Annotated in this window: 16 protein-coding genes, 1 riboswitch and 1 other annotated feature; of the genes, 15 read left to right on the forward strand and 1 reads right to left on the reverse strand. The window is 24.8% G+C overall.

The window, feature by feature from the left end; translation table 11 throughout:
* Positions 1-410: 410 nt before the first annotated feature.
* The 3 genes from NG918_RS03885 to NG918_RS03895 all read left to right on the forward strand — a co-directional run bounded on the left by NG918_RS03885 (position 411) and on the right by NG918_RS03895 (position 4760).
* The gene (locus NG918_RS03885) at positions 411-2111 is read left to right on the forward strand and encodes an FUSC family protein (protein WP_252214826.1); all 1701 of its coding nucleotides are present in this window, start codon (positions 411-413) and stop codon (positions 2109-2111) included.
* A 153-nt stretch (positions 2112-2264) separates the two neighbouring features.
* Positions 2265-2536 (forward strand) — a binding site (T-box leader).
* A 110-nt stretch (positions 2537-2646) separates the two neighbouring features.
* Positions 2647-3987 carry a branched-chain amino acid transport system II carrier protein gene (brnQ, locus tag NG918_RS03890; protein ID WP_252214829.1) on the forward strand — a complete coding sequence of 447 codons (1341 nt, stop codon included), beginning with the start codon at positions 2647-2649 and terminating at the stop codon, positions 3985-3987.
* A gap of 92 nt (positions 3988-4079) precedes the next feature.
* Positions 4080-4760, forward strand: a complete 681-nt coding sequence (locus NG918_RS03895; protein ID WP_252214832.1) for a Crp/Fnr family transcriptional regulator — start codon at positions 4080-4082, stop codon at positions 4758-4760.
* 76 nt (positions 4761-4836) lie between these two features.
* On the opposite strand, the gene NG918_RS03900 is transcribed toward NG918_RS03895, so the two are convergent.
* Positions 4837-5616 carry a DeoR/GlpR family DNA-binding transcription regulator gene (locus NG918_RS03900; protein ID WP_252214835.1) on the reverse strand — a complete coding sequence of 260 codons (780 nt, stop codon included), beginning with the start codon at positions 5614-5616 and terminating at the stop codon, positions 4837-4839.
* Positions 5617-5910: 294 nt separating this feature from the next.
* On the opposite strand from NG918_RS03900, the gene deoC reads away from it, so the two are divergent.
* From deoC to NG918_RS03955, 12 genes are all read left to right on the forward strand, one after another.
* The gene (deoC, locus tag NG918_RS03905) at positions 5911-6576 is read left to right on the forward strand and encodes a deoxyribose-phosphate aldolase (protein ID WP_252214838.1); all 666 of its coding nucleotides are present in this window, start codon (positions 5911-5913) and stop codon (positions 6574-6576) included.
* Positions 6577-6930: 354 nt separating this feature from the next.
* Positions 6931-8232, forward strand: coding sequence for a pyrimidine-nucleoside phosphorylase (locus tag NG918_RS03910; RefSeq protein ID WP_252224662.1), 1302 nt, complete (start codon positions 6931-6933; stop codon positions 8230-8232).
* 393 nt (positions 8233-8625) lie between these two features.
* A complete protein-coding gene (gene hcp / locus NG918_RS03915) occupies positions 8626-10269 on the forward strand; it encodes a hydroxylamine reductase (RefSeq protein WP_252214843.1) in 1644 nt (547 codons plus the stop codon).
* Between the two features lie 139 nt (positions 10270-10408).
* Entirely contained in the window at positions 10409-11167 is a 759-nt protein-coding gene (locus NG918_RS03920) for a viral A-type inclusion protein (RefSeq protein WP_252214847.1), read from the forward strand.
* 203 nt (positions 11168-11370) lie between these two features.
* Positions 11371-12042: a YczE/YyaS/YitT family protein gene (locus NG918_RS03925; protein ID WP_252214849.1), complete on the forward strand. Its 672-nt coding sequence runs from the start codon at positions 11371-11373 to the stop codon at positions 12040-12042.
* A gap of 254 nt (positions 12043-12296) precedes the next feature.
* Positions 12297-12857, forward strand: coding sequence for an accessory gene regulator ArgB-like protein (locus NG918_RS03930; protein ID WP_252224667.1), 561 nt, complete (start codon positions 12297-12299; stop codon positions 12855-12857).
* A 39-nt stretch (positions 12858-12896) separates the two neighbouring features.
* Positions 12897-13025, forward strand: a complete 129-nt coding sequence (locus NG918_RS16965; protein WP_286673941.1) for a hypothetical protein — start codon at positions 12897-12899, stop codon at positions 13023-13025.
* 28 nt (positions 13026-13053) lie between these two features.
* The gene (locus NG918_RS03935) at positions 13054-14310 is read left to right on the forward strand and encodes an ATP-binding protein (protein ID WP_252224670.1); all 1257 of its coding nucleotides are present in this window, start codon (positions 13054-13056) and stop codon (positions 14308-14310) included.
* A 226-nt stretch (positions 14311-14536) separates the two neighbouring features.
* On the forward strand, positions 14537-15640 hold the full coding sequence (locus NG918_RS03940) for an ATP-binding protein (protein WP_252224673.1): 1104 nt from the start codon (positions 14537-14539) through the stop codon (positions 15638-15640).
* Between the two features lie 162 nt (positions 15641-15802).
* A riboswitch (SAM riboswitch) is annotated at positions 15803-15911 on the forward strand.
* A 194-nt stretch (positions 15912-16105) separates the two neighbouring features.
* The gene (locus NG918_RS03945) at positions 16106-17071 is read left to right on the forward strand and encodes a methionine ABC transporter ATP-binding protein (RefSeq protein WP_252224676.1); all 966 of its coding nucleotides are present in this window, start codon (positions 16106-16108) and stop codon (positions 17069-17071) included.
* On the forward strand, positions 17071-17709 hold the full coding sequence (locus NG918_RS03950) for a methionine ABC transporter permease (RefSeq protein WP_252214867.1): 639 nt from the start codon (positions 17071-17073) through the stop codon (positions 17707-17709). Before NG918_RS03945 ends, NG918_RS03950 begins: the two co-directional genes overlap by 1 nt.
* Positions 17710-17758: 49 nt before the next feature.
* Complete coding sequence (locus tag NG918_RS03955) at positions 17759-18589, forward strand: MetQ/NlpA family ABC transporter substrate-binding protein (protein WP_252224681.1); 831 nt, start codon at positions 17759-17761, stop codon at positions 18587-18589.
* The last annotated feature ends 69 nt before the right edge of the window (positions 18590-18658 follow it).

Below are 18658 nucleotides of genomic sequence, written 5' to 3' on the forward strand. Positions count from 1 at the left end.
CACTCCTTTTTTTATGTATAGGAAATTATAGAATTTTTGAAGAGTGAAGGGTTCACAGCCAATTTGTTCTTATTTAGGAAATTATAAAAATCTTAAATGTGTGTTGATATATGCATAAGTAAAGTATGAAATAAAATAGATCTATCTCTAAATAAGAAATTATTTAAGAGTATGGGTCTATTTTTATTGTATAAAATTTAATATTTAGAAAATTGATAATAACTGAATACAGATGTTTTATTTCATGAATAATTTAAAGAATTATAAACAAATTATAAGTAATATTAAATTTATTTATATAGGAGATAAACACTTATGGATATTTACCAAGAAAACAATAAGTATAATTTATTAAAAAATCTTATGTTGAAATATAAGAAACTAACCATAAATATACAGGGTTACTATTTATGATTGATAAAATAATAAATAAATATCATATTAATGTTTATTCAATGTTAAAGCATGGTACTGTAGCTGTAATAACTATGTTCGGTGTTGGATTATTGTTTGGAATAAAAAATATAATGCTAGCATTTCCAATAGCTTTAACATCAACAGTTTTAAGTAGACAAAATCTACAGGTTAAAATTATCAGTAAAATTTTAAATATAATTCTTATTGATTTAGCAATTGTAGTAGCAGCATTTATTTCATCGCAAAATATTTATTGGGGGATTATAATAAATTTTATATCTATATTTTTAATAATGTATAATATAATTTCACCTTATGATATGGCTTTTTACAAACCGTTTATTATGTTATATATATTTACTCAGTACGCACGTATATCTTTAGAAGAATTACCTCTTAGAATATTAGCAGTTATTTTTGGTGTATTAGTTATAGTTTGTAGCAATATAATAACAAAAGTTAATGAGAAATCTAAATTAGGAAATAGTATAACTTCATCTTTATTATTGATGAAAAGTCAGCTTAAGAATATTATTAATGGTAAATTTGAAGAAAATATAGTAAAAAAGTGCTCTAAAATTATGAGAGAACTAGTATATAAAGTTTATATCACAAGACATAAAAAATATTTAACAACTAATTTAGGAAGAATACAGTTTAATATATACATAAATATGGAATATTTTAATCTTTATTTAAGAAATGTATATTCTGAATATAATAATAATGATATTAAAAAGAATGAAATTGAAGATATAATAAATGTAATAGATGATATATTAGATTATTCTAATTATAGTGTAACTGTAGAAGAATTAGAAAATAAAATAAATCTATTTAAAGATTTATATAATAATGAATCTAAAACTTTAAGTGAGATATGTAATATAATGAATTCTTTAAAAATTAGTATAAAGGAATTAAAGGAATTAGGAAATAAAGAAATAAATAAAATTTATAGTGAGTGGGAAAAGGAAAATATAGAAAATTTTAGAGAATCGTTTCATAAAGGTATGAGATTTAATTTTGCAATGAGAATGGCAATAACCTTAACAATAGTTTTGTTTATTGGTGAAATTTTAGGGTACTATAAAATAATATGGGCTATTATAACAATAATGTCTGTAATTCAACCATATTATGAATATACTTTAAATAAAACTAAAGAAAGAATAATTGGAAATGTTATAGGAATATTGTTTACAGGAATATTTATAAATTTAGTAAATTTAAAATGGATAACTATATTAATTTTAATATTATCATTATATTTATTATATGGATTTAAAGAATATTATAAAATCTCACTATTTGCTTCAATTGCCTCTATATGTATAGCATCATTAGCAGAAAATATAAATGTTCTTCTTATTTATAGAATAATTTATGTAATAATAGGAGTAGTGATAGTTATAATAGTAAATAAAAAAATATTTCCATATAGATTAAAAGAGGGAATAGATGAGCTTATAATTAAGATTGATAAATTAAATACTATGTTAATAAACTATAGTATAGCAATTTTAAATGGTACTGAAAATCCTAATAAAGTTAGAAATATAATAATACATTCTACTTTACTATGTGAAAAATTAGAAATAAGAAATTTAAATTTTAATGATGAAAATATAAGGAGAATTGTAAATACTAATAATGAATTTGTGATTCAAGTAGGTTATAGAGTTCTTAAGTGATTTTGATATATTAGTAATTAAATATAAAATTTTCAAAATATTTTATTAAAAATATTTTAAATAAATGAGAAAAATGATAATTTGATAAATAAATAGGTGAAATATTGACAATATAAGTAGAGGGGTATATTCTAAATATAGATTTAATAAAATAAAAATTCTAAGAAGAGAAAGAGTAAGTAATATTTTTGTTCTACAGAAAGTTAGTGGGTGATGAAAGCTAATGTACAATGTATAACTGAAGATCATCTCAGAGAAGTGAAGCTGAAATTTTAATGAAAATTGAGTAAGTTTCAACGGAGTTTCACCGTTAACAGAAAAGCGTATTATTTAGTACGTAATGGAGTGCTATAAAATGAGTTGCATATTTTTATATATCATTTTATAGAATTAGGGTGGTATCGCGATTTAACCTCGTCCCTTTATTAGGGACGGGGTATTTTTATATGTAAAAAGGGGGAATTTAAATGGATATTGAAGGTGACATTAAGCATTGAGTTAATAATAAAAAATAACAATCTAGGGGGATTTTAAAATGAAAAATTTATCAAAGAAAAATTTAGTACTTGTAAGTTTTATGCTTTTTTCAATGTTTTTTGGAGCAGGGAATTTAATATTTCCACCATTTTTAGGTCAATCAGCAGGAAATCAAACATGGATAGCATTAATGGGATTTTTTATAACAGCAGTTGGGTTTCCTATTTTAGGAGTAATTGCAGTTGCTAAATGTGGAGGATTAAAAAATTTGGCAAGTAGAGTCAATCCAAGTTTTGCTATTGTATTCACAATATTAATATATTTATCAATTGGACCATGTCTAGGAATTCCTAGAGCAGGAAGCTTACCATTTGAAATGGCAGTAGCTCCATTTTTACCAAAGGAATTCTCTATCACATTATCACGATTAGTTTATACTTTTGCATTTTTTGCTATTGCATATTGGTTATGTTTATCACCAGGAAAATTAGTTGATCGTGTAGGTAAATTTTTAACTCCTACACTATTATTTCTTATTTCAATTGTATTTATAGGAAGTTTATTTAAGCCATTAGGGGGATATGGATTAGCAAGTGGAGAATATTTATCATCACCTTTAGCAAAAGGATTTTTAGAGGGATATATGACCATGGATACAATAGCTGCTTTAAATTTTGGTATAGTAATAGCATTTGCTATAAAGTCTAAGGGAGTTGATGATGAAAATGGAATAATTTCAACATCAATAAAATCAGGATTTATTGCAGGGTTAATGTTAATAGTTATTTATTGTATGTTAGCACATTTAGGAGCTACTTCAGTTGGAATATTTGGAGCAACAGAAACAGGTGCACAAACACTTACTAATGTAATGACATATTTATTTGGAAAACCAGGAGTTATATTATTAGCCGCAATTTTTACAGTAGCATGTTTAACAACTTGTGTTGGTCTTATAACATCTTGTAGTGAATATTTCACAACATTAAATTCAAAAGTAAATTATAAAATGTGGGTTAGAATACTTACACTTTCAAGTATGATACTTGCTAATATGGGATTAAGTAAAATACTTGCAATATCAGTACCTGTTTTAAATGCAATTTATCCAATTTCTATAATGCTTATATTACTAGGAATATTAAATGATATTTTTGGAGGAAGTTCAATAGTGTATACTTTAACACTTTTATTTACAGGAATAGTAAGTATTGTTGATGCTGCTTGCCAAGCTGGAATAAGAATAGATATTTTAATAAATATATTTTCTAAGTTGCCACTTTATTCTGAAGGATTAGGATGGATTCTACCAGCAATCTGTGGAATGGGCTTAGGATTAGTATGTAAATTATTGAAAAGCAAATTTAATAAAAGAGATTTATTATTAGAAGATGTTTAAATATTATATTAATGATATAATATAAATTAAAATTCAGAAAAACATACATTTAATATAATGTGTGTTTTTCTTTTTAGAAAGGTGTAATTTATATGAAAGATTTAATAAATAAATTAAATAAAAATAATTTGTTTCGAGGACTTAGTGAAGAAGAAATAAGTTGTGTTATATCTGATAAAAATTATTTTATTAAGTCATATAAAAAGGGCGAAATTATTGCTTCAGAAGATGATGAATGTAGTAGTTTGGGAATTATATTAGATGGTATGGTAGAAATACAAAAAATATATTTAAGTGGAAAATACATTGTTTTAAAGAGGTTATCTAATAATCAAGTATTTGGAGAAGCACTTATTTTTTCAAAAAAAAATACTTATCCATCTACAATAGTTGCATTTGAGGATTGTAGTGTTTTATATATGAAACGAAAAACTATTATAAGTTTATGTTTAGCAAATGAAAAATTACTAGAAAATTTTATGTCTATATTAAGTAATAAAATTTTGATGCTTAATGCTAAAATAAAGAATATATCATTTAAAAGTATTAAGCATAAGGTTATAAATTTCATACTTGAATTGTCTAAAAAACAAAATAGTATATATATAACTTTAAAGGAAAGCAAAAAGGAAATTGCCTCTAATCTTGGAATACCTAGGCCATCATTATCACGAGAACTTATGAATTTAAGAGATATGGAGTACATAGAATTTGATAAAAATATAATTAAAATATTAGATTTAGAAAAATTAGAAGAAGAATTATTTAATTAAAATATAAGGCTATGTTTTAACAGAGTGTTGATATATGCATNNTTATATTTTAAATTATTAATTAACTTTAAGATAATTACGCAATAATCACTTGTATTTCTAGATCTTCAAGGAGAGTACGCCATTTATCAGAAATACCTTGATCTGTAATTACAATATCAAATTCTTGAAGATCTGAAAAATAAGAAGATTTAACAGATTCAAATTTATCAGAATCAACTAATAATATTTTTTCCACAGATGAACTTATAATAGCTCTTTTAGTTGCCACTTCATAGTTGTTAGAACATGTAACCCCTAAGCTTTCGTGAACTCCAGCAGCAGATACAAAAACTTTAGTAGCTCTCATATTTTCAATAAGAGAAATTCCCTCAGGACTTTCAAACATTTGAGTGTTTTCGTGAAAATATCCACCTGAAAATATTAATTCAATGTTTTTTTTATTTTTCAAAGCACTTAAAATATTTATACTATAAAATAATGCTGTTAGTTTTATATCATCACTAATATTTTGTGCTAATTTTTCTGTAGTTGTACCAGCATCTATTATGATAATATCATCATCTTGAATTAACTTTGCAGCAGCTTTACCAATTTTAATTTTCTCATTTTCCCTTTTTATGGTCTCATCTGTAATATCATAATTATTATTTAGTTTTTCAATACTATTTAAAGGATTATATATTGTTGCCCCATACACATTACTAACGATATTATTTGATTTTAAAAGATTTAAGTCTCGTCGAATTGTCATTTCAGAAACTCCTAAAGTAGATGCTAAATCTTTAATTGAAGCACCATTTTTTTCTTTTAAAATTTCTATAATTCTATTAGCACGCTGTAGTTTTTTATTCATTATTAATCACCTTATTCTATTTTTTAGTGAACAATTTTATATTTCAATACTGCTTAAAAACAGTTTATATAATTAAACGCTTATTGTTTATATTCTAACATTATTTAAAAAATAATACAAAAAAATAAATAAATTTCATTGAAAGTACTTATAATAATTATATAATCAATTACTTAAAGTTAAAAATGTTCTAACTTTAACATTTTATGTTGACAATATAACATTTGAGGAATAAAATAAAGCTATAGAATAAAAGTTTATATTAAAAGAAACAAAGAAATGAGGATGTAATTTATGAATAATTCAGAAATTTTAAAACATGTTGACCATACTTTATTAAAGCCAGTAGCAACTTGGGATGATATAAAAAAAATATGTGATGAATCAATAGAATATAATACAGCATCAATATGTATTCCAGCTTGTTATATATCTCGTATACATGAAACATATGGGGACAAGGTTAATATATGTACAGTAGTAGGTTTCCCTTTAGGATATTCTTCAACAGAAGGTAAAATAGCAGAAACAAAACAAGCTTTAGCTGATGGAGCAAATGAAATAGATATGGTAATTAACATTTCAGATGTTAAAAACAAAGAATACGATAAAGTTACAGCAGAAATAAGAGCTTTAAAAGAAGTTGTTGGAGATAAAATATTAAAAGTTATAATTGAAACTTGCTATTTAACAGAAGAAGAAAAAATAGCTATGTGCAAAGCTGTAACAGAAGCAGGAGCTGATTATATAAAGACATCTACTGGCTTTGGAACAGGTGGAGCAACACTTGAAGATATAAAATTGTTCAAAAAACATATTGGACCAAATGTTAAGATTAAAGCTGCTGGTGGAGTAAGCACAGTAGAAGATCTTAATATGTTTATAAATGAAGGCTGTGATAGACTTGGAACAAGTAGAGCAGTAGGTCTTTTAAAAGGTGAAGAAACACAAGGATATTAATTCAATTAATAATTGAAAATTGACAATGGACAATTAATATAAAAAATAGAGTATATGTTTTTATAAATATATGATGTTTAAGAACTAGATGGTTACTATGTAATATTTAATTGTCCTTGTCTACTATTATTTTCAAATAAACTAATGACATATAATCTTATTTTAGAAAACGTTTGCTAAAATGAATCGGAAAAAAGAACAAAGAAGAATTATAAAATATAAGATTGACCATTGATAATAGAAAATAAAGCAAAAAATAGCCAAGTGGTTATAGTAAATATAATTATTTAATTAAGCAGATTTTTGTAATTATCTATTATGAGTTGTTAACTGAAATAAAGGGAGGATGCAAATATGCGTTTTGTAGATATTATCAATAAGAAAAGAGAAAAAAAAGAACTGACTAATGAAGAAATTCAATTTTGGATAGATGGTGTAGTAGATGGATCTATCCCAGATTATCAAACAAGCTCTTTATTAATGGCTATAGTATTAAATGGAATGAACGAAAGAGAAACATCTTATTTAGCAAAATCTATGATGCATAGTGGAGATGTAATAGATTTAACTTCTATAAAGGGAATTAAAGCGGATAAACATTCAACAGGTGGTGTTGGGGATAAAACATCTATGGCACTTGGGCCAATGGTGGCTGCTTGTGGACTTAAAGTAGCTAAGATGTCAGGAAGAGGTCTTGGACATACAGGTGGAACATTAGATAAGTTAGAATCTATTGAAGGATTTAATTGTTTCTTAACAGAAGAAGATTTTATAAATCAAGTAAAAGATATTGGTGTAGCCATAATAGGGCAAACAGGAGATTTAGTTCCTGCAGATAAAAAATTATATGCATTAAGAGATGTTACTGGAACTGTAAATGCAATTCCTTTAATAGCTTCTTCTATAATGTCTAAAAAATTAGCATCTGGATCTGATACTATACTTTTAGATGTAAAGTATGGAGAAGGGGCATTTATGCATACTATTGAAGATGCTACAAAATTAGCTAAGGCTATGATTTCAATAGGTAATAGTCTTGGAAGAAATACTATGGCTATGATTACAGATATGAACCAACCTTTAGGTAATACAATAGGTAATTCATTAGAAATAATAGAAGCTATTGAAACTTTAAAAGGAACTGGTCCAAAAGACTTTACTGAACTTTGTATGCAAGCAGGAGAAATCATGTTAATGCAAGGAAAGCTTGCTAAAGATAAAGATGAAGCAAGAGCAATGCTAAAGGAAGGTATTGAATCAGGAAGAGCTTTTGAAAAATTTAAAGATATGGTTAAAGCCCAAGGTGGTAATGTAAAAATGATAGAAGATACAACATTACTTCCAAAATCTAAATTCATTACAGAAATAAAATGTGAAAAGAATGGATATGTTGAAACTCTTCATTCTGAACAATTAGGAATTTTAGCTATGCATTTAGGTGCTGGCAGAGCTACTAAAGAAGATGAAATTAATCATGGTGTTGGTCTTATACTTAATTGTAAAAAAGGTGATAAGGTAAGTGTAGGAGATACAATTTGCTATGTGCATCATGACAATGAATTAAAGAAAGAATGGATAGAAGAATTACATGAAGCATTTTTAATAAGTGATAATCATATAGAAGCTTCTCCACTTATTGAAAAAATATTAAAATAGTATGTTATGTTTTAATTTTTGGTTAATACTATAATAGAAAATATATTTTAAATATCGACCACTCCTATATATAAATAAATATAAGAGACTTTAATTATGTTTAATAGTTAAAGTCTCTTATTTGTTTGATCAGTTTTATAAAATAGAAATATAAAATAGAAATATAAAGTAGAATTTAATGATGAAATAAAGAATAGTATTTGCTAGTTAAATTTTGTGAGTTTTATTTAAATATAAAAATAATTGTAACAATTGTTACGGAGCATTTTCATAATTCAAGATAAAATCTAATCATACCAAATAAAAAATATGGCTCTGTTTTAAATATGTATTGATATATGCATATATCAATATTCTACTAAAACATAGCTAAAGATAAAAGGAGAATTTATTATGGAAAATAAAATGTTCTGTTTTCAATGTCAAGAAGCAGCGGGATGTACAGGCTGTACTATAAAGGGAGTGTGTGGAAAAACACCTGAACTTGCAAAACTTCAAGATTTATTAATATATACAACTAAAGGGTTAGCAGAAGTAGCAACTAGAGCTAGAGAAGAAAAAATAAAAGTATCAAGCAATATAAATCATATGGTAACAATGAATCTTTTTACAACTATAACAAATGCCAATTTTGATAATGAAATTTTTTATTTAAGAGTAAAAGAAACTATTGATTTAAAAGAAGAACTATTATTTAAATTAAATGATAAATCAAATCTAAGTGAAGCAGCTTCATTTGTATGCAAAACAAAAGAAGAAATGGAAGCAAAGGCACCTAAGATAGGAGTATTAGCTACTGAGAATGAAGATATAAGAAGTTTAAGAGAACTTATAATTTATGGATTAAAGGGATTATCAGCATATATGAAACATGCTAATGCATTAGGATATGATGATGAAAAAATTTCTGAGTTTATGCAAAAAGCTTTAGCAGCAGTGAATAATGATAATGTAAGTTTAGATGAATATATAGCTTTAACTTTAGAAACTGGAAAAGTAGGCGTAGATGGAATGGCTCTTTTAGATAAAGCTAATACAGAAAGCTATGGAAATCCTGAAATAACTAAAGTTAACATTGGAGTAGGAAAAAATCCAGGAATATTAGTGTCAGGCCATGATTTAAAAGATTTAGAACAATTATTAATTCAAACAGAAGGTACAGGTGTAGATGTATATACTCATTCTGAAATGTTACCAGCTCATTATTATCCACATTTAAAGAAATATGATCATTTAGTAGGTAACTATGGAAATGCATGGTGGAAGCAAAGAGAAGAATTTACAAGCTTTAATGGTCCAATTCTTATGACTACAAATTGCATAGTACCTCCAACTGACAAGGATGTATATAAAGATAAGATGTATACAACTGGTGCAGCAGGATTTGATGGATGTGTTCATATTACAGCAAATGAAAATGGAAAGAAAGATTTTTCAGCTATAATAGAACAAGCAAAGAAATGTGAAGCACCAACTGAAATAGAAAATGGAGAAATCGTTGGAGGTTTTGCACATGCTCAAGTATTAGCATTAGCTGATAAAATTGTTGAAGCAGTTAAAACTGGAGCTATAAAGAAGTTCTTTGTTATGGCAGGGTGTGATGGAAGACATAAATCAAGAGAATATTATACAGATTTTGCAAAAGCTCTTCCAAAAGATACTGTAATCTTAACAGCAGGATGTGCAAAATATAAATATAATAAATTAGAGCTTGGTGATATTGGAGGAATTCCTAGAGTATTAGATGCAGGTCAATGTAATGACTCATACTCATTAGCTGTAATTGCTTTAAAACTAAAAGAAGTATTTGAATTAGAAGATATAAATGAATTACCTATAGCTTTTAATATAGCATGGTATGAACAAAAGGCAGTAATAGTATTATTATCATTATTACATTTAGGAATTAAAAACATTCATTTAGGACCAACTTTACCGGCGTTTTTATCAGAAAATGTAGCAAAGGTATTAGTAGATAACTTTGGAATTTGTGGAATTACAAATGTTGATGATGATTTAAAAATATTTTTAGACTAATATAATTTATTAAGAGTAGTTATATAGATATATTTCTATAATAACTACTCTTTTTATCAAATTACCATTCCCGTAAAAGGTAAAATATGGTAAAATAAAAATAAATATAAATTAAAATGATATTTAAGGGAGTGTAGTTATGATAAAACCTAGCTTTGGTAGAAAAAATAATGCAGAATTACAAACTAATAAAATGTTTGCTGAAGAAATTCAAAAAGAAAAGAGTATTAATTGTGAATTAGAAGAAATTAATAATCAAAATAATGATTTATCTATATTAAATGAAAATACTGTAAAATATATAATTGAAAACTTTCCAGATATGTCACTAAAAATAAAAGATAGTTTAATTAATTTAATAGATACTTTAGAAAATACAATAGATTATATAGAAGATGAATCTAGTAAAATAGTAAAGGAAGAAAGAAATTTCACTTTAAGCAAATCTTATAGAAAAATTTCTGTAGAAGTATATGATATGGTTAAGAATATACAAAATTATTCTAATTGGATAGAAGAAGAAAATTTAGTGAATAATAAAAAATCATCTAATATTGAAGCTGCTATGGATAAAATAGAAGATAAAAAAGAAAAGAAAGATGATGTTTTTATAAAAGATGAAGGAATGGAAATATATAGAGACTTCTCTTCAAAAAATCCTAATACATTTAAATTACATGATAATATTATCAAAGTAGAAGATTGGGATGATTTACTTGTAAAAACAGCAGAAATATTAAATAAAAAATATAAAGAAAATAAAAAATTAAAACCTATACAAAATGATATAAAAATTGCCAATAAAAAATCTAATGAAAATACATTAAGAAATACTGTTATAGAGATGTTAAACGAATACAGAATAAATCTTGAAGATTTTAAAATTATAGTTCATTAACAAGAAATATTTAGTAATTTAATAAGATTTATTTCATGAATTAAAATGATTTTTTTTGAATGTTTTTGACAAACTTGATACGATAATGTAAAATAAAAATACTTTTTTATTTAAAGAATTTTTTATTTATGGTATTAATGTGAACGTTTGAGAATTATATGTAGTAATAAATTTAATAAAAATTAAAGAAAAGGATGAAAAACATGAACCAAAAAAAATTATTAATGAGATTAATTTTGTTTTTTTTAGGAATGGCAATAATACAATTTGGAGTAGGATTATCACTAGTAACAAATATAGGATCAGATTCATTCACTGTATTTACCCAAGGCTTATCAATATTGCTTAACACCACACCAGGAATAGCTAATATGTGTATACTTTTTGTATTAACTATAATAATAATTTTAATTGATAGAAAAAAGATAAACATTGGAACTTTCATTTGTCTTGTTGGCGTAGGACCTGTTATAGATTTATCTATAAGCATATTTTCAAGATTTAACATACAAGATTGTAGTATGTTTGTAAAAGCACTTATGATAGTTTTAGTAAACTTTATCATTGCAGTAGGTTTTTCAATACTTTCAGCAAGTGACTTAGGAGTTGCACCTAATGACATAGTACCATTTATTATACAGGATAAAACAAAATTTCAGTATAGATGGATTAGAATGACTTTAGATGGAATATACTTAGTAGTAGGATATTTATTAGGTGGTAAAGTATGGCTTGGAACTATAATAGCAATGTTAACGATAGGACCATTTATTCAATTATGTCTTCCATATGGTAAAAAGATTGTTGAAACTTTAATTGATAGCAAGAATGATATCGTTAAGCAAGAAAATATAGAAGAAGTAGAAATTCAATAATTAAAATTTTATTTGAGTTTGTTTTACAAAAAAGGTGAATTTATTTATATAAATTCACCTTTTTCTTGTCTATTACTTGATTCAATATGAAATTATGTAAAATTTGAACTTTATATATTAGTATAATTATTTAAAGCATTTGTAATAAAAAATAAAAAACTTGTGTAAATACTAAAAATCACGATTTTTATTGTAAAAATTGTAAATTAATAGTATAATGTAATAAAATATGAAGTATAAGAGATGTAAAAGAAATGATTAGAAATTTTATAGGAAATTTTGTACAAGGTATTTGTAATTATAATGGATATAGTGAAGAACAATGTGAACAAATTCAATATACAACAACAGTCTTATTTTTTGAATTTATAAAGTTAATGTCAATAATAATTATATTTTCATTAATTGGATATTGTAAAGAAAGTATTATAATAATAGGAATAATGAGTATAACAAAGCCTTTTATAGGAGGATATCATGAAAATACTCAAGTAAGATGTTTTATAGCAACAATGCTTATAACTAGTAGTGTTATATTATTGAGTTTAAATTGTAAACTCAATTTTATAAGCAACTGTATTTTAATATTGATTAGTTTATTTTCAATATATAATACAGCACCAGTTTTAAATGATAAAATGCCAATTACGCGCCTCGAACTTATAAATAAAAATAGAATTCTAGGAATTTCTATTTTAATTGTCTTGAGTATAAGCTCTATATTGCTATATAGATATAGCAATATTTATGAGCTTATAACATGGACAATCTTATTTCAATCTATACTTATGTTTAACAAAAGAGAAAAGGATTAAATAATATTAAAAAATATATATTTAGGGAGATGAATTTTAATGGATATAAAGATAATTATAGGAAAAATGCTAATGAAATTGACAGAGAAATTTATAGTTATTACACCAGCTTCAATAGCTACTGTTGGTGTGGAAGATATGCCTGAATCAATGAAAAAAATGAGATAAAAGCTCTAAGAATTAGGAGGCGCGTATTTTGCTAATAAGTATAGTGGATGCATTAAATTTAATTTTACAAGCCATTCTTTTTATTTATATAATAGACTATTGTGTTGATGATTATTACAAAAAAAACACAATAGAAAAGATAAGTGCAGTTATAGTTATATTTTTAATAATCTGTATTATTAATTATAAATTTGGAAATCTATCTGTGTGTGTGTTTATTATACATGCATTAGAAATACTTGTTATTAATGTGATTTTATATAGAAAAAAGTTTTATGATTCTTTAATTGCAAATACAATAATTTATTTTTTTATAACACTTACTGTCAATATATTTGGAAATTTATTTTTTGGCTTTTTAAAGAGATTATCTGTATTTAGATATGAAGAAATTTTAATGGTTTGTGTAATATATATTCCTAATTTTATAATGGGATTCTTTATTTTAAAGTATAAAGCAAAAATAAAAAATATATATAATCAGATAGTATCAATCAAGCCTACAATTACAACTTTAATTTTAATAAACTTTTCTATGGATTTTATATTGGCTTTTTATTTGATTTTTTACAAAAACGAATCGGAATTATTAAGAAATTTAGTTAGTATAAGTTTAATGTTATTTCTAGGAATAATAATTCTTTATTTCATTAATATAGATCTTAAATCACATAAAATATTAGAGTTAAATAAAAATCTATATGAAAAAAATACTGAGCTTACAACAATTCAAGGAGGTTATGCAAAAGAAATTACATATATGTATGATCTTTATTGTATGAAAAGAATTGATAAAATTGGAGAAAAACTAAAAGATACAATTAATAAAAATAATGTAGAAGCTGATATTAAATTAAACGAAAATAATACTTTAATTAATAATATAGTTAAAAAAATAAAATATGAAGATATTAATATAATAATAGAAGATGAAGGCAGTATTAATAATGCAAAAATAACAGAAATAGAACTTTATAGAATAATTTCTAACATAGTAAATAATGCGGTTAAGGCTATGGGGGAAACTGGAATTCTAATAATAAAAACTTATGATATAAAAGATTATGTAGTTATTATTATAGAAAATAATGGACCTAAAATTGAGGAAGAGAATATATGCAAGATATTTGAACCAGGCTTTACTACAAAAAATAATACTGAAAATAATCATGGGTATGGCTTAAGTATTGTAAAGGAATTAATAGAGAAATGTGGCGGAAATATAAATTTAAAAAGTAATGATATTTCTACAAAATTTGAAATCAGGTTACCTTTAAATGATTAATTGTAAATAATACATATTAAAGATAAAGTGTTGATATAATATCAACACTTTATTATTAGCTAAAATACTTTAAATTATTACATACAAAGGGGAAAAATAATGATTATAATGTTAGGAAGTGTGATAAATCTTTTTTTTAGAATCTTTAGTTATACTAAACGTTATAAATTCTTGCGTAAAAAAAGATTGCCAAAAAAGCAAAAAAGAATTAGGAATAGTAATATTTTTGTTATTAATTATATCAGTAATAATTAATAATTTATATATAAATAATAATATTGGTATCGTTTATAATAGTGTTTTATACATTATTATAGTAGGAGTTTTATATAGAAATGATTTTAAAACAGCACAAATTATATGTAATAGCATTTATATATTAATGGTAATATTATCGCTAATAATTATTGGAGTATTTTATCCATATATAAAATTATTAAATTTAGAAAAAGCATATTTAATTAAAATAATGTATTCTATAGTATTTATGCTAAATTATATTTTTATGTATATATTGTTTAAATATAAAAAATACATAATTAGATTTTATAGATTTATGGTTAAAGATAAAATATTTATATCTTTAACAATGGCTATAAGTTTTATCGTCTACTATAGTATAATATTCAAAAACGGAATTATAGATTTTGCTAATCCATTATTAAAGAATATAATGATTATAAATTTATTTATATTTTTTATTGTAACCTCTATATATTTTAGTAGCATAAGAAAAGAAAGTGAACAAATAAATAAATTAAATAGTGAATTAGAAAAGAAAAATAATGATCTAAGAAAAATTAAACATGATCAAGGTGCAGAAATTTCTTATTTATATGGTTTGTATCTTATGAGTAAAGAAGAAAAACTAGGTCAAGCTTTAGAAAATATAATAGAAAATAATAATAAGGTAAAATCATCTATACAAATAAATGGAAATGAAAATAGATTTATTTCAAAGATATTAAAACCAATTATAGAGGAAGAAACCTGTATTATTATAGAGGATAATGCAGACAGAAACATGTTGGAGATTTCTGAGAAAGATTTATATGTAATTTTAACTAATATAATTGAGTGTGTGGATGGAAACAGAGGCTTTATAAGAATACAAACTTATAATATTTTAGATAAATTAATAATTAACATAGAGTGTAATGTAAAAAATTTATCTAAAAAAAGAAGGCTTAGATTATTAAATAATGATATTAAAATAGACAATAAGAAGTTAGATTTAGCCGAAGAATTATTAGAAAAACATGAAGGAACACTTTATGTAAGTAATATGTTTTATTCAAGTGAATTTGAAATAACATTACCATTGGCTTAATGAAAATGTTAATTATATAAAAATACAATAGGCACTTATTTACTGTAATAGTTTACTTAAGAAGGGATAAAATATTTTTGTTAATTAATATAAAATAACATTGACAAATTAAAATTAGGGAATTATAATTTAAAACATAAATTAAAAATTAATATTTGTTATATCTTATCAAGAGTGGTGGAGGGACTGGCCCTATGAAACCCGGCAACCAAATGATTAATTATCATTTATGGTGCTAAATCCTGCAACTTATAGAGTTGATAGATGAGAGGGTAAATTTATTTAGTATATTAAGCGCTAGAGATTTATTCTCTGGCGCTTTTGTTCTTATCTATAAAATTTATAACAAAGTTAAAATTTATGCATAATTTAATTTATAATTCAGTTTGCAAACAATGATCAATAAGTAAAAAGCAAAAAAATACATTTTAATTTAGCAATAAAATGTGTAAAGGGGGGCTCTAAATGATAGAAGTTAGGAATTTAGAAAAAAAATTTGGGGAAATAAGCGTATTAAGCAATATTTCAATAAGCATAAAAGAAGGAGAGATTTATGGAATAATTGGACATAGTGGGGCAGGAAAATCTACATTACTTAGGTGTATAAATGGTCTTGAATCATATAATAAAGGTTCTTTAAAAATAATGGGAAATGATGTCTCTGATTTAAAAGACAAGGATTTAAGAAGTTTTAGAAGAAACTTGGGGATGATTTTTCAAAACTTTAATCTTATGCAAAGAAAAAATGTTTTTGATAATGTAGCTTTTCCATTAGAAATATGGGGATATGATAAAAATGACATTCAAACTAAAGTTATGGAACTTCTTAAATTAGTAGGTTTGGAAGAAAAAACAAAGAATAAGCCACCTGAATTAAGTGGAGGGCAAAAACAAAGAGTAGCTATTGCAAGAGCATTAGCACTAGATCCTAAAGTATTATTATGTGATGAAGCAACTTCAGCATTAGATCCTAAGACTACTAAAGATATATTATCATTACTTTTAAAAATAAATCAGGAACTTGGTATAACAATAGTTATTGTTACTCATCAAATGGAAGTGGTAAAAGAAGTTTGTGAAAGAGTTACATTGCTTGAAGGCGGAAATATAAAATCTCAAGGTAAATGTGAGGAATTATTTTTAAAACCTAAACCATCTTTAAAGAAGTTTCTTGGAGAAGATGATGAAAACATATTATCAACAACTGGAGTGAATATAAAAATATTTTTCTCTAATGACTCTTCAGAGAATGCTGTTATAACAAAGATGGCAAGAGAACTTAATATAGATTTTTCTATAATATCTGGAAAATTAGAAAAATTTAGAGATATGATTCTAGGAGGACTCGTTATAAATATAAATGAGTGTGACAAAGATAAAGTAATTGAATACTTAGAGAATAAGAAAGTTTTGCTGGAGGTGATTAAATAATGCAAGAAATTATAATAATAGCTTTAAAACAAACATTAATAATGGTCTTAGCATCTACAATATTTTCAGTTATATTAGGTTTTGTTCCAGCAATACTTCTTATTATTACTTCAGATGATGGCTTAAAACCAAATAAATTTATGTATTCTATTTTAGACTTTATAGTAAATACATTGAGAAGTTTTCCATTTGTGATATTAATGGTGATAATTATGCCCTTAACCAAGTTATTAGTTGGTAAATCTACTGGTACACTAGCTGCTATAGTACCACTTACAATTGCGGCAGCACCTTTGGTTTCAAGAATTATAGAATCTGCATTAAGAGAAGTTGACAAAGGAGTAATAGAAGCAGCAAAGTCTTTCGGGGCTTCAAATTTTCAAATAATATTTAAAGTTATGTTAAAAGAAGCGATACCATCAATTGTATCTGGAATAACATTAGCTTTAATAAGTATTGTAGGTTATTCTGCTATGGCAGGAACACTTGGGGCAGGCGGACTTGGAGATGTAGCAATAAGATATGGATATCAAAGATTTGAAACAGACTTTATGATAATAACTTGTATAATATTAATTATATTCGTACAGCTTCTCCAATTTTTAGGGAATTATTTTTATGGAAAATTATCAAATTAAATTTTTAGATTAGTTATAAAATAAGCAATAATTTAAGGGGGAAAAATATATGAAAAAGAAATCTATATTATCAACAATATTAGCGGGAGTACTTATATTTAGTTTATCAGGATGTGGAAGTACAAATAATGGGGTAGAGAGTTACAATAAAGATGATAAAACAATAAAAATAGGTGTTACACCTATACCACACAAGGAAATAGCAGAAATAGCAAAGCCTATACTTGAAAAGGAAGGATATAAGCTTGAAATAGTTGAGTTTACTGATTATGTTCAGCCTAATACAGCATTAGCGGAAGGGGATTTAGATGCTAATTATTTTCAGCATATTCCGTATTTAAATGAACAAAATGAATCAAAAGGATTAAATTTAGTTTATACAGCAGCAATTCATTTAGAACCAATGGGGCTATATTCAAATAAGATAAAGAGTTTAGATGAATTAGCTAATGGAGCTACAATAGCAATACCTAATGATCCATCAAATGAAGCAAGAGCATTAAAATTATTAGCTTCAAAAGGAATTATAAAAGTATCAGATGGTGAATTAATTACACCAAAGGATATAACAGAAAATAATAAAAACTTAAAGTTTAATGAATTAGAAGCAGCAAGCATACCAAGGGTATTAGATGATTCTGAAGCATCTGTAATAAATGGAAACTATGCAATATCAGCAGGATTTGATCCATTATCAGATGCAATAATAAGTGAAGATAAGAATTCTGAAGCAGCGAAACCTTATGCAAATATAATTGTTGTTAAAAAAGGTGATGAAGAAAAAGAAAAAATCAAAGCATTAACTTCAGCATTCACTTCACCAGAAGTAAGGGAATTTATAGAAAAAGAATATAATGGTGCAGTTATACCAGTATTCTAATTATTAGGATATGTTTAAAATAAGTGTTTATATATGCATAAGCAAAGTAGACTGAGTAATTGAACTTAG

It is taken from the genome of Clostridium sp. ZBS2 (assembly GCF_023845855.1).
Classification (GTDB): Bacteria; Bacillota; Clostridia; order Clostridiales; family Clostridiaceae; genus Clostridium; species Clostridium aquiflavi.

What these genes read in the sequence shown, in the direction of transcription:
- hcp (WP_252214843.1), top strand. Translation starts at nt 8,626, where the DNA reads ATGGAAAATAAAATGTTCTGTTTTCAATGTCAAGAAGCAGCGGGATGT.
- NG918_RS03920 (WP_252214847.1), top strand. Translation starts at nt 10,409, where the DNA reads ATGATAAAACCTAGCTTTGGTAGAAAAAATAATGCAGAATTACAAACT.
- NG918_RS03950 (WP_252214867.1), top strand. Translation starts at nt 17,071, where the DNA reads ATGCAAGAAATTATAATAATAGCTTTAAAACAAACATTAATAATGGTC.
- NG918_RS03900 (WP_252214835.1), bottom strand. Translation starts at nt 5,616, where the DNA reads ATGAATAAAAAACTACAGCGTGCTAATAGAATTATAGAAATTTTAAAA.
- NG918_RS03910 (WP_252224662.1), top strand. Translation starts at nt 6,931, where the DNA reads ATGCGTTTTGTAGATATTATCAATAAGAAAAGAGAAAAAAAAGAACTG.
- NG918_RS03945 (WP_252224676.1), top strand. Translation starts at nt 16,106, where the DNA reads ATGATAGAAGTTAGGAATTTAGAAAAAAAATTTGGGGAAATAAGCGTA.
- NG918_RS03885 (WP_252214826.1), top strand. Translation starts at nt 411, where the DNA reads ATGATTGATAAAATAATAAATAAATATCATATTAATGTTTATTCAATG.
- NG918_RS03895 (WP_252214832.1), top strand. Translation starts at nt 4,080, where the DNA reads ATGAAAGATTTAATAAATAAATTAAATAAAAATAATTTGTTTCGAGGA.
- NG918_RS16965 (WP_286673941.1), top strand. Translation starts at nt 12,897, where the DNA reads ATGGATATAAAGATAATTATAGGAAAAATGCTAATGAAATTGACAGAG.
- brnQ (WP_252214829.1), top strand. Translation starts at nt 2,647, where the DNA reads ATGAAAAATTTATCAAAGAAAAATTTAGTACTTGTAAGTTTTATGCTT.
- NG918_RS03955 (WP_252224681.1), top strand. Translation starts at nt 17,759, where the DNA reads ATGAAAAAGAAATCTATATTATCAACAATATTAGCGGGAGTACTTATA.
- deoC (WP_252214838.1), top strand. Translation starts at nt 5,911, where the DNA reads ATGAATAATTCAGAAATTTTAAAACATGTTGACCATACTTTATTAAAG.
- NG918_RS03925 (WP_252214849.1), top strand. Translation starts at nt 11,371, where the DNA reads ATGAACCAAAAAAAATTATTAATGAGATTAATTTTGTTTTTTTTAGGA.
- NG918_RS03930 (WP_252224667.1), top strand. Translation starts at nt 12,297, where the DNA reads ATGATTAGAAATTTTATAGGAAATTTTGTACAAGGTATTTGTAATTAT.